Source organism: Peribacillus frigoritolerans, from assembly GCF_001636405.1.
GTDB lineage: Bacteria > Bacillota > Bacilli > Bacillales > DSM-1321 > Peribacillus > Peribacillus frigoritolerans.
Genome location: NZ_KV440950.1, coordinates 3,553,640 through 3,566,204, shown reverse-complemented (window position 1 = coordinate 3,566,204; position 12,565 = coordinate 3,553,640). Strand labels below are relative to the sequence as shown.

Below are 12,565 nucleotides of genomic sequence, written 5' to 3'. Positions count from 1 at the left end.
TCCATAGAAATTTACTGCTAGTGGAAGAAAAGTAGCTGCGTCATTCAGCCCTGCAGATAGTTCAGTTTCTCTTATTGTTGGTAGAAAATAATTACTCAATACACAAGAAGTCAAGAAAAAATTGAAGCGGTACAAAAAGGCAATATTGCAGGTCGTCCACGAAAACCGGATGAAAATGTGCAAAAAGCTATTGATATGTATCAAAGTAAAAAATATACTTTAAGTGATATAAAGAATGAAACAGGCATAAGTAAATCTACATTATATCGTTATTTAAAAAACTAGTACGTTAATGTACTAACGGGTCCGTTAGCTGAAGATCTGAGCTGTCTTTAAGGCAGCTTTTTCTTATGGAACTAACAGGGCAGGATAGTTTGAATAAGATACAAATACTATTGTGGTAAAATAGAGATAAAGTGGTTATGAAAGGAGATATTTAATTGGAATTCTTAGTGTTCAATATGTTCTTTCCTATATGGGGTCCTGCCGACGCTAATATTATACGCTAAGACATTTTTTGGAGGCAAAAACATTTTTCCTTACGCTAATCAAATTCAGACCTGAAAAATACCGATTCCTGTACGGTTGTAAGAATCAACTTTTTTTATTTAAATATATTAGCTCATTGTTTAAATTCGAGCAAATTAGAAATTATAAAACGACTATGATAAAATTCATTTGTTTTTACTATCGTTAAAAAGGATGCCTAACACAATAGTAACAGGTCATACTTCTGTTGTATGATTTGTAGTAAGTATATCTGATTTAATCACTCTATATTTGTATATAGAGTGACTAGTTAAATTAACTAATAAAGGTGTGTCTATATGTCTAAACAACAAGAAATTATTACAATTTCAAGAAGAATTATTTATTCGAAAGGATATCAAGCCACTTCTATCAGTGATATTCTTGATGCTGCTAACATTGGGAAAGGACAGTTTTACCATTACTTTTCCTCTAAGCATGATCTTGGTTTAGCTGTAGTAGAAGATTTAGTAAAAGAATGTGATCAAGAAGTTTTTTTGGAGATTTTCCAATCTGAATTTGATCCAATCACTAAATTAAATAAAATGCTGAAGAGAACATTAGTATTCCATACAGACGAGGAAGGGAAATCAGGTTGTCCCGTTGGCAACTTAGCTATCGAAATGAGTGAACATGATGAGATGTTTCGATTGAAGATACAATATATCTTTGACCGATGGATTTCTTCTATAGAAGAGACTTTAAATGAATTAATAAAGCAAGGGCATTTTCCATCTAATATGGATTCGAAAAAACATGCTCAATCCATCGTTGCCATGATTGAAGGTGGAGTTTTATTAATGAAGAGCCAGAAAGATATAAGCTTCCTTACAAACGTTCTAGATGTAATTCGAGTACAATATCGTCTTTCTTAATGATATGAGACTTTCTCATATCATTTTTCTTGCTTATCCTCTGAATGTATGATAATTTAATTTTGTACCGAATGGTAGGTACAAAATAATGATTTATGAATCTTAAGGTATCAACACCAGATCTTATTAGATGAAGGAGAAGATAGAATGGGTAATGATAGTCTATATCAAAAATCAGACATTAATCGTTTAGGGGAATTTAGTAAATTAAGTGGTGAAGCATTTCGTGCATTTGTCAACTTCGATCATAAGGCCTTAGCTGAAGGGAAACTATCATCTAAATTAAAGGAATTAATAGCTGTAGCAGTAGCTCACGTTACTGGTTGTCCATATTGTATCGAACTTCATGTTAATCAAGTTAAAAAGAAAGAAACTACAAAAGAGGAGATGGCTGAAGCTATTATGGTAGCAACTGCTTTAAAAGCAGGGTCTGCTTTGGCCCATAGCGTTAATGCTTTAAATGCTTATGATGAGACAGGTGATGATGAATTATACAAAGCATCGTATTTTAACCGCCTAAAAGAATTTTCTTCCTTACATGGAGAAGCATTTAAATCCTTTGTTTCCTTTGATCTACAAGCAATGAAAGCAGGAAAACTTAGTGTAAAAGAGAAAGAATTGATTGCTATTGCAATAGCTCATGTAACAGGTTGTCCATATTGTATTGAAGATCATGTAAAAAGAGCTAAAAAAGCTCAAGTTACAAAAGAAGAGATGGCTGAAGCTATTATGGTAGCAACCGCATTAAAAGCAGGGTCTGCTATGGCTCACGGCATTAATGCTTTAAATGCTTATGATGAAAGGATCTGAACTGAATCTATCAGGATGGATAAAAAAACTGACAGGAAAAACAACAATTACAGTTGGATCTGACGGTCTCGAGGGCGCTGATTTCGTGGATTTCTTTGCTACTGGGGAAGAGGCTAATGGCAAAGTCAACAAGATGGACGATTTAATCGAGAGATTAGAACATGAAGAATTCGATTTGATAGCAGTGGGTCACGCATTATTGGCTGACCCTGACTGGGTAAACAAAATCAGAGATGGACGAACAGAAGTATATTAAGGAGTGAAATCACATGGCTGATCTAAAAACAAATTTAAAGACTGTTTGGTATGGAAACACAAAAGGTAACGGAAGGATTAAAGCTAATTTCCTTGAAACAAACATCGCGATACCTGAATCTTTGGGTGGCAGTGGGGAAGGTGCAGAGCCTAAAGAATTACTTATAACTTCTGCTGCAGCCTGTTATACGATGACTCTTGTCAGTATGCTGGAAACAAGAAAATTGCCTGTCACTGGATTGACAATGGATTCGGAAGCAACTAATTCAAAAGAAGAAGGATTCAAAATTATACATTATCCTCAAATTATCTTGTCTGCTGCTGCAACAGAAGAGCATATCCAAGCAGCTAATAGAGCAATTGTATCCGCAGATAAAGGATGCGCAATCGGAAATATGTTGAAAAAAGCAGATGTTCAAATAGATATTGAAGGTAAAGTATCTATATCATCTGAGGAAGAAAATTAGTCAATATGATGAAGGTTGCGAATTAGGCTGGTGCTAAAACGAATGTTGAAGACAAAACTGGTAGGCTTATCATCGATACAGGAATTGAAAAATTAGAGTAAACAATTTTGCTGAAACATAGGCCGGGACAAACAGTAAAAGGAGCACGAAGCGATGGTACTACTTTTCCAGTAGCTCTAACGCGTTGTCTGACGGCAGCAAAGATTCAGGTCCGCTGAATCCGCTTGAAATTGATGGCGTCAGAACCTAAAAGGGAATATGGTGATTCAGAGAACCTTTAAAGGAGAATCAATATGAAAAAGGTAAATGAGCTAACTACGCTTAAGATGGTAGAAGAGTTTCTTGAAAATCATGAATTGAGCTTCTTGTACGTATCTACACCAGAGTGTAGTACTTGTCACGCTATATTACCTAAGCTAAGGGAACTGCTGGACCATTACCCACTTATCCACCTGGGGCACATTGATGCTAGTAAGGTAGAAGAGGTAGCAGGGAAATTTTTAATTTTAACAGCTCCAATTATGCTTTTGATGATAGATCAAAAGGAATATTTACGGGAGGATCGGTTTGTTCGCTTTGATCATTTAAAGGAAAAACTAGAACAGATTTACGAGATGTTTACTCGGTAAATCCTTTATATATATAAAGATGTCAATTCAAATTGGTATTACGATAATTAAATTGAACACGATATTGTAACAAAGGCAGAAAAGATAAGGGGTAAAAGTGACAACATTAAAACATTGGTTGCTATACCTTAGGCTTATTGGTATGGAACTAGAAATAATAAATATACAAAATAATTGTTACCTCTTATGCAATCAATAAACTCAGAAGCTATTACATAAAACAATTATGGAATTAATGAATAACTTGGTGCAGATACTGCTATTAAATCTGTGACAGGTTCTAATGAAGGATTCTCATTATGATTTGTTAATAGTAAAAGAAGTTGTTAGTGTTTGTTAAATATTTAAAAGGTACATTAAAAACAATCAACTAATCTGAGGTGAAAATATGTTAGTACAATACAAAACAGTAAATATTAATAACATTAATATCTTTTATCGAGAAGCTGGTAATACAAGTAATCCTACAATTTTATTGCTTCATGGTTTTCCGTCTTCTTCTCATATGTATCGAAATTTGATAACTAAATTGATGGATGAATATCATATTATCGCGCCAGATTACCCAGGTTTCGGAAATAGTGATCAACCTGGAATGGATGAATTTGAATATACTTTTGATAACTTAGCCCATGTAATAAATGATTTTGTAGAAAAATTAAAATTAGAGAAATTTAGTATCTATGTTCACGATTACGGAGCGCCAGTAGGATTCAGAATAGCAACGAAACATCCTGAACGAATTCAAGCCATTATCACTCAAAATGGAAATGCTTATGAGGAAGGATTACAATCTGCTTGGGATCCTATACGTACTTATTGGGAAAATCCTACTGAGGAAAATAAGAATAATTTAAAAGCTCTTTTATCAGAGGACTTTACAAAATATCAATATATAGATGGGACTCGCAACCCTGATCGAATAAGTCCCGATGCGTGGAATATGGATCAATTCGTATTGGATCGTCCAGGCAATAAAGAAATACAACTTGCACTTTTTTATGATTATCGAAACAACGTTAAACAGTATCCTAGCTGGCAGGAATACTTTAGAACATATCAACCTCCAGCATTAGTAGCGTGGGGGAAAAATGATCTTTTCTTTGGGCCAGAAGGAGCCTTGGCTTTCCAAAGAGATCTAAAAGATTGCGAGGTACATTTATTAAATACGGGGCATTTTCCTTTAGAGGAAGAATTAGAAACTAGTGCTAATCTGATTAAACAATTTTTAGGAGAACGTTTAAAATAGTTGATGCAAAGTAATAATATTAAATATCCAATTAGGGTTGTTACTGGCTAAGCAGGCAAAACCTAAATTACAGAAAGACTAGGGGAAGTTATGTGCTCTTACGTTGGCTGTAATTTAGGTTTTTTATTACCCGAGAGGTTTCTTTGGAGGAGGTATAGCCAAAATAATCTTTATTACGTTATTTATATAAGAATAAAACGTTGAAACTAGTTCCATAATTTAAGCTTCGTGTGTAAATAAAGGAGGAATTTTATATGGAAAGTTGTCTTCGCTGGAGTAGATCCAAGTGTTCACTCATCAGTTAAGTTTACGCCAACCATTAATCATATTACAAAAAGGGGTTCGATCAGATTACGTCATTCTCTGTATCTTGCCGTACTATGTGGCTTAAGAAGTTCAAGGAACAAAAAGCTTAAAAAATTAAAAAATCAGAAGGAAAACCTGTCAAAGTGTCAATCGTTGCCTGTATGAATAAGTTGCTTCATAGGATTTACGCTCTTCTATTAAAGAGAAAAGAAATGTACCTAGATTTAGCCTGATTAACGGTTTTGAGAAACAGAGAAACATCCTTCCAAAAGGGGTTTGGAGGGTTATTTGTCATGGCCAAAAATAGTATATCATAAGGGGAATGAAAATTTTAGAGAAAGAAATTGACATCCTATTAGCTGATTTAGCTGAAGATCAGAGCTGTCTTTAAGGCAGCTTTTTCTTATGCTACTAACGGGGCGGGTTAGTTGAAAAAAGAACTATTTTGAACTACCTAGAAATAAATACTATATAGAAAAAAGATAAGGAGGTGTTTGTATAGAAAAGGTACCTGTTAAAACGATTAAGAAGATAGAAGAGGACATAGAAAAAAATGATTTAGGGAAAGCAAGGGATAGACTAAAAGGGTTAATTTCAACCTATCCTAATGAGTTAGAACTCCGTAAAAAGTTCGGGGACATCTAATTTGCATTAAAATATCCTTCAATGGCAGGTCGTTACTGGTATTTAGAAAAGAATAAGGCATCAGAGATGGTAAAAGCGTGTATTCTGTTCGAAAAAATCTTTGGGAAACGAACCTATTCTATTAGTACAACAGTGCTGTTTGATCTTTGTTCAACAATTGGGCCAGATAATAGAATAACCACTTGGAAGTTAATTGGATATTTTCGTGAATAAACCTTTTTGCTGCAACTTAGTATAGATCTTCCCCCCCCTCAACTCTTTCAATGGATTTCATATTTTCTTATTTTACTAAAGAAAACCCCAATTTATAAAAATGAATTTAAGTCTTTTTCACTAACTTTCGCAAAAATAATGATTTTTCAGAACATATAAAAGAGAAAGTAGGTAGAAAGTTCTGTAAAATTAACCCAATAGCAATCCGATAGAAAGGCAATTAATATTATTGTATGAATATTTTAAATTTTTAGAAAGGGGTATTTTTTCGGGGAATTCTATTTAACTAAGAAAGTAGGGAAGATATGAAAATTCATTCATTCATTAAACGTACAGCAGCGATTACGCTGTCAGCTGGCCTGCTGCTATCATCAGCAAACACGCCTTTCATTCCTTATGCAAATGCAGCGAACATAAAGGCAGAAGACGTCTTGGCTTCGTTGACAAGTGAACAACGAAAAGCGTTAAATAAACTTGAAATGACAGATAATGTCGGATTGCAAGGATTTAAAATGGAAGAGTTAAAAAAGGATAAAGAAATCTCGGTCATCGTCCAGTTCAAATCAAAGCCGGGAAAAGTTGCAGTCTTGGATGCGAATGTAAAAGGAAAGAAGCTTTCAAAAAAACAAGCGGATGATCAAGTAGAAAAGGAACATGCTCAGTTTAATAAAGACATTCAATCGATTCTTCCATCTACTAATCTTAGAAGCAAGAAAACAGGTCATAAAATCACTTCTACCTTTAAGACCGTTTATAACGGGGTAGCTATGAAGCTGCCAGCTAATCAGGTAGAGCAGCTCTTGCAATCCAAAGTCGTAAAAGCAGTATATAAAAATGTAGAATTTAAGGTCGATCCGATCGCCATGGGAGAGAAATCAGCACCTGGTACATCCGTTGAAAGTATTCCATATTTAAAAATTGACCAGCTGCATAATGAAGGTATTACAGGAAAAGGAATCAAAGTTGGGGTTCTTGATACAGGGATTGATTACAACCACCCTGATTTGAAAGATGCCTATAAGGGCGGTTACGATTTAGTTGATCAAGATAATGATCCAATGGAGGCAACGTACAAGGATTGGCAAGCGTCGGGGCAACCAGAATTTAGCTGGTCCGGTTCTTCCTATTATACTTCCCATGGAACACATGTTGCAGGTACCATTGCTGGACAAGGAACGAATGCAGAGGTTTCTGTGAAAGGTGTGGCTCCTGATGTGGATTTATATGCGTATCGTGTTCTTGGACCATATGGATCAGGATCATCTGAAGGGGTCATTGAAGGTATAGAAAAAGCTGTAAACGATGGCATGGATGTTATCAACCTTTCCCTCGGATCGGACATCAATGATCCTTATGATCCAACCAGTACTGCCATTAACTATGCTGTCCTTAATGATGTAACAGCAGTTGTAGCAGCTGGAAATGCAGGATCAGATGATTATACATTAGGTTCACCTGGCTCAGCAGCACTTGCTTTGACAGTCGGGGCGAGTGATGTGCCGATGGCGGTTTCTACTTTCAATGGGAAAATCGGAAATAAAGATTCGATCGAACTTGTTAGTTTGGGACGCCACTATTCAGACCATTTAAAGGAATGGGAAGGGAAATCCTATGAGGTAGTGAATGTCGGTTTAGGAAATGGCTCTGATTATTCCGGCAAGGATGTAAAAGGGAAAATTGCACTTGTGGAACGCGGAGAATTCGCCTTAGCGGAAAAGGTCAGCAATGCAAAACAAAATGGAGCAGCCGCCGTTCTTCTTTATAACAATGTGGAAGGGCAAATTAATGCCAATCTTGGAGAGTCCGTTGACTTTGTGCCTGCATTTTCTTTAACAAAAGAAGCGGGAGAAAGCATTAATGCACAGATTCAAGCAGGTGAAGCGAATTTTACTTTCTCCAAATACGCGGATAAACAGACAGAAGGTGACCACTTAGCGGACTTTAGCTCAAGAGGCCCGGCAAGAGAAACATACGATATGAAGCCAGAAGTGACGGCACCGGGAGTAAGTGTTCTTTCAACAGTCCCTTCTTATATAGTGGACGCTGAACATCAAGAAAACTATCAATATGCATATTCAAGATATTCTGGTACATCTATGGCTACTCCTCATACAGCGGGGATTGCAGCACTCATGCTTCAAGCGAATCCGCAATTAGAGCCGGAAGATATTAAAGCCGTTCTAATGAATACGGCAGATCCTCTCAACGGAGACTATAGTGTATTTGAAGTTGGAGCAGGAAGAGTTGACCCATACCAAGCTGTGTATAGTGGAACCAGCTTCAAAATTAACGATAAAACATTTGTTCCAGGTGCTGAGGAATTAATCAAGGTAAAAGAATTGACGGGCGGACTCAGCTTTGATGTTCACTATGCAGATAAAAAACTAAATCTGAAAAAATCAATCACTATTGAAAACCATGATAAAGTAAACAAAACTTTCAGTGTATCTGTAACTGAATCGAATGGTTCAAACAGCTTGAAGGAAAATGGAGTGGAGCTGGATATTCCAAGCAAAATCTCTGTAAAAAGTGAAGACTTCAAAAAAGTAACACCACGTTTGCTTATTCCTAAGAAAGCAAAGGATGGAATTTACGAAGGATATATTACATTAACAAACAATGCGATTTCATCAGAGCAGTATCGGATTCCTTTCAGCTTCCGTACAATGGAAGATGGGTTTAATAAGGTCGGGCTACTAAATCCTGCCTTTTCCCCAGGTCATTTAAACCAAGTGGCATGGGATCCTATGCGTACTCCATTTGTAGTTGCTGATTTTAACCTTCGTGCACCAATGGAAAAAATGGATGTCGTTCTTCAAGATGGCAAAACAGGAAAGGACCTCGGGTTGGTCGGAACAATAAATTTAGATTACGCTTATGACAATGTAGATTATGGATTATATGCATTTAATGGAGCTTATTATGAGTTTACAGGAGACTCAAAACAGCCCATTTCGGAAGAAGCAAGTTATGTAAAAAAACCTGGACATTACAAATTGAAATTCATTGGTACAGGTACTTCCGGGAAGATTACAACTGAAACGCAGCATTTGCTCATCGATCTCGATGCACCGAGCTTCAAAAGTTCACTTGATGGAAAGTCTCCATTTATTGAATATAAGTCTGGTCAAGAAACATATCCATTCGACATTCAAATCACAGATCCAACCATTGACGAACTAAAGAAATTGGGCGTAAATATCGATCAATCATCGAACTCGATGGTGTATTACTGGGGTCAAGGTGGTTTCCCTTCTTCGCCAATTCCAATGGATAAAGAAGGAAAGTTTGTCGAAGAAATCGCCCTGGATGAATCCATCCCAGCACTTCAATTTCGCATGAATGGATATGATATGGCAGGAAACAAACCTGCTACAAAGCAATATTACTTTGTAAAAGAAGGTACACCTGTTGCATATGCTATTGGCGAAAAGTATGAGGTGAAAACAGGCGATACGGTAAAAGCAACACTTTCATTAGATAACCTAAACGCAGTGTCAAAGGCGGAATGGAACTTTAATGGTGACGGAGGCTATGACAGAGGTTTAGATAGCGTAGAGTTAGTTGATGCCAAGCTTCACAGCGAATTCTCGGACAAAGCCTCTTTAACGATTAAAGACAAGGTCGTTACTGTCCAATTTAATGAAGAGAGTAAAGCATTAGACCATGCAAAAGTCGTTGAGGTTACGTTAAAGGTTCAGGATGATCAATATACCCTTGGAGCAGCGATTAATCCGACTGTGAGCGTAATGAATGCTAATAACCAGACAAGCAGTGTGTTAGAGGCTGGTTATATTTGGAAGGTTAATCCGCGATTCTCAATGGCCAGAGGTTATGTCTCTCCGCAAGGATTTAAAAATGAAGATGGTACTGTTACAGAGAAAAGGGATTGGAGCAAGGTTGGCGGTACAGTGAAAATCTTTGATTCAGAAGGAAATGAGTTCGATGCGACATCAACGGTAGAAGATGATGGACAATATGTATTCAACAAGCTGCCGTTAAGCACAAATGCCTTCACGATTGAAATGAAAGCGCCAGGCCACTTTGTCACGAAAGAAAAACTGAATTCTGGTATTGGTTTTGAGCACAATGGTGAGTTATACGGTCAAAATCGCTGGATACCTGCCCTTGATATTACAGCAGGTGATGTAAACCAAGACCATGTCATTGATGTTCTAGATGCGATTGAAATTCAAAATGCATGGAAAACAAAGAAGCGTGCAGCGGATATCACCTTTGATGGAATAGTTGATGCTAAAGATATGAAATATGTTCAAACAAACTATCTCAAGCAAAATGAGCATGTTAATAATGCTCCAAAACCAAAGAAGAAGTATAAAGGTAAGACATTGGAATCAATTTTAGTTGAGTTGGGAATTCAGCCATAAATATAAAAAAAACACGATGAAAGCTTAGCTTCATCGTGTTTTAACTTTTAAAGAAAGAGAGTATTCCAATAAGGTTGCGTTATTTGGAATTTCTTCAGAATAAAATATTGAGGTAGATTGGGAATTCGTAAAAAAGGGAAACAAGAGTGAGTATTGAAAAAGCTAATAATAGAGGGATGGTATTAAAGTAGTCTTGCGCTTTTCTTAATTTTACTAGAATATATAGATTATATATTTATTTTTTTCTATATATACTAGATAAAATTACAACCTAGAGGTGAAGCTATGATTGAGGGGAAACTTATCAAGTTTTATCGTGAAAAAGCGGGGTTGACTCAGGGGCAGCTTTGTGAAGGAATTTGTTCTGCTACACATCTTAGTAAGATAGAACGAGAGATAACAGAATACTCAGGGGAAATAACCCACTTATTATCCCAAAGATTGAATATCTGTCTTGATGATGAATTTGTGCGGTATCATAATCTTCAACAGAAACTAAAGTTATGGCACAACACGTTCGTTATGCAACAAAGCAAAGAATCAGAAATTTTAAAAAAAGAAATTGAAAAAGAAACACTGATTCAATTGCCAGATTTCCAAGTTTTCTATCAATTACTTTCTGCAAGGTATTATTTATCTAATTATCAATTAGAAACAGCATTATTAATTATTCAAAACCTGCAAAAAAATGAATCATCTTTTTCTCCGCAAGACCGCAATATGTTAAAACATGTTCTAGGTATGTATTACTTTCACAACGGACAGTATCGAGATTGTATTCAAATTTTAACATCGATTGATCAAAATCAATATAATCAATTTGAATATTATTACCATTTGGCACTAGCCTATCACCTTATTCATTTTAATATAATATCGTATTATTATGCAGAGAAAGTTCTTGACTATTTTCAAAAAACGTTAAATGTCATTCGAATAATTGATACAGAGACGATCATGTTATTACAATTAAATGCAAAGGAGCTTCATGATTTTGAAGAGACGAAAGAACGTTACGAACAATTAATACGTACCTGTGATACCATTAATGAAATAGATCGTAAATCAAAGCTCCTTAATAATCTTGCATTTGAACTTTACAGAAGAAAAAAATACAAAGAAGCATCCGAACTATACAAAGAAGCCATGAAACTAATGGATGAAAAGGTTCCTCATTATTTAACTGCATTAGATGGTTATATTAATACTTGTTATAAAGGAAAACTATTTTCAAACGAGATTTTATTGGAGTTAGCACATAAAGGCCTTAGAATAGCAAAATCGACAAAATCGTATAACTGGATATTTTTTGAATTACACCTTTATCAGCTTAATCATGAAGAAGACGATTACTATCATTTTATTGAGACTACAGCCCTTCCTTTTTTTAAAAATATGGGCTTCACCATGTTAATTGAACACTACGAAAAAAAACTCTTCCACTTCTATAACCGAATTGGTGCCGTCCAAAAAGCATTGGACCTTGCCAATTCTTACATACAAGGCAGAAAGAGCTACTATGATCATGAATGAGGCTTAATAAAAAAAGATACTCTATGCAGATATTAATGCTGCATAGATTGGGTTGAAGCTGAAAGTCAGCGTGAAAAAATAGTCAATCAAAGAAGAAGAAAAATTGGAAAGCAATTAAAAGTTTAATTGAAAAATATCGAAAAGAAAATATGTAAAGCTGATAAGTCCATCAACTTAAAGTATGATAAACTATCAACAATTCGGCTACCTTACCTAGTGATATTTAGTCAAACAACTGAATTCCATTTTATTACATAGGTACTTTTTATTAGATAATTAAAAGATAAATAGTGATATTCAATAAAAGAGCGCGTTTCTTTAATAAGAATCGCTTTTCTTAATGACTCCCATGAAAATTTAAAAAATAAATTCCCTAATATACAGAGTGGTGCAAACCGTTGATACATCAAAGTTTATAGAGGGAGGTTAGTGCAATAGGAAGTAGTAAAATAGAGTTGAAAAAAGAATGAAATCCCTCATCCTTCATTGTTTATAAATGGTATAATAGGAAACAACTCCTAGTACAAACGTTTAAAATGCAACTCCATTAAACTGCACGTTTATTGAATAAGAACCACCTTGTATTTTACCATAAAATTTAAGTTTTTAATTTTTTATCCTAAGGGCAACAATGTTTTGGAAAACAGCCTAAAAAGAGGGTGTAAAC

At 35.4% G+C, this 12,565-nt stretch carries 8 protein-coding genes and 3 pseudogenes; all 11 read left to right on the top strand.

The window, feature by feature from the left end:
* Nucleotides 1–123 precede the first annotated feature (123 nt).
* Nucleotides 124–285, top strand: a pseudogene (locus tag A6755_RS26215) (helix-turn-helix domain-containing protein); the annotation flags it as partial.
* Nucleotides 286–827: 542 nt separating this feature from the next.
* The gene (locus A6755_RS16945) at nt 828–1,403 is read left to right on the top strand and encodes a TetR/AcrR family transcriptional regulator (protein WP_063591417.1); all 576 of its coding nucleotides are present in this window, start codon (nt 828–830) and stop codon (nt 1,401–1,403) included.
* Nucleotides 1,404–1,550: 147 nt separating this feature from the next.
* The gene (locus A6755_RS16940) at nt 1,551–2,213 is read left to right on the top strand and encodes a carboxymuconolactone decarboxylase family protein (protein ID WP_063591416.1); all 663 of its coding nucleotides are present in this window, start codon (nt 1,551–1,553) and stop codon (nt 2,211–2,213) included.
* Nucleotides 2,191–2,469: a beta/alpha barrel domain-containing protein gene (locus tag A6755_RS16935; protein ID WP_063591415.1), complete on the top strand. Its 279-nt coding sequence runs from the start codon at nt 2,191–2,193 to the stop codon at nt 2,467–2,469. The genes A6755_RS16940 and A6755_RS16935 overlap by 23 nt, the downstream gene beginning before the upstream one ends.
* Before the next feature lie 13 nt (nt 2,470–2,482).
* Nucleotides 2,483–2,935: an OsmC family protein gene (locus tag A6755_RS16930; protein ID WP_063591414.1), complete on the top strand. Its 453-nt coding sequence runs from the start codon at nt 2,483–2,485 to the stop codon at nt 2,933–2,935.
* Nucleotides 2,936–3,228: 293 nt separating this feature from the next.
* Nucleotides 3,229–3,564, top strand: coding sequence for a thioredoxin family protein (locus A6755_RS16925; protein ID WP_053534694.1), 336 nt, complete (start codon nt 3,229–3,231; stop codon nt 3,562–3,564).
* Between the two features lie 388 nt (nt 3,565–3,952).
* Nucleotides 3,953–4,813 (top strand): alpha/beta fold hydrolase, encoded by an 861-nt coding sequence (locus A6755_RS16920; protein ID WP_063591413.1) that lies wholly within the window; start codon nt 3,953–3,955, stop codon nt 4,811–4,813.
* Between the two features lie 261 nt (nt 4,814–5,074).
* Nucleotides 5,075–5,352 (top strand): annotated as a pseudogene (locus A6755_RS26210) (transposase); the annotation flags it as partial.
* A gap of 265 nt (nt 5,353–5,617) precedes the next feature.
* Nucleotides 5,618–5,905 (top strand): annotated as a pseudogene (locus tag A6755_RS27680) (DUF6584 family protein); the annotation flags it as partial.
* 377 nt (nt 5,906–6,282) lie between these two features.
* A complete protein-coding gene (locus tag A6755_RS16915) occupies nt 6,283–10,365 on the top strand; it encodes a S8 family serine peptidase (protein ID WP_063591412.1) in 4,083 nt (1,360 codons plus the stop codon).
* 285 nt (nt 10,366–10,650) lie between these two features.
* Nucleotides 10,651–11,898 (top strand): helix-turn-helix domain-containing protein, encoded by a 1,248-nt coding sequence (locus tag A6755_RS16910; RefSeq protein ID WP_034312785.1) that lies wholly within the window; start codon nt 10,651–10,653, stop codon nt 11,896–11,898.
* The last annotated feature ends 667 nt before the right edge of the window (nt 11,899–12,565 follow it).

Bases quoted from the DNA above. Each gene is read 5' to 3' on its own strand.
- A6755_RS16935 (WP_063591415.1), top strand. From the start codon at position 2,191: ATGCTTATGATGAAAGGATCTGAACTGAATCTATCAGGATGGATAAAA.
- A6755_RS16920 (WP_063591413.1), top strand. From the start codon at position 3,953: ATGTTAGTACAATACAAAACAGTAAATATTAATAACATTAATATCTTT.
- A6755_RS16940 (WP_063591416.1), top strand. From the start codon at position 1,551: ATGGGTAATGATAGTCTATATCAAAAATCAGACATTAATCGTTTAGGG.
- A6755_RS16930 (WP_063591414.1), top strand. From the start codon at position 2,483: ATGGCTGATCTAAAAACAAATTTAAAGACTGTTTGGTATGGAAACACA.
- A6755_RS16915 (WP_063591412.1), top strand. From the start codon at position 6,283: ATGAAAATTCATTCATTCATTAAACGTACAGCAGCGATTACGCTGTCA.
- A6755_RS16910 (WP_034312785.1), top strand. From the start codon at position 10,651: ATGATTGAGGGGAAACTTATCAAGTTTTATCGTGAAAAAGCGGGGTTG.
- A6755_RS16925 (WP_053534694.1), top strand. From the start codon at position 3,229: ATGAAAAAGGTAAATGAGCTAACTACGCTTAAGATGGTAGAAGAGTTT.
- A6755_RS16945 (WP_063591417.1), top strand. From the start codon at position 828: ATGTCTAAACAACAAGAAATTATTACAATTTCAAGAAGAATTATTTAT.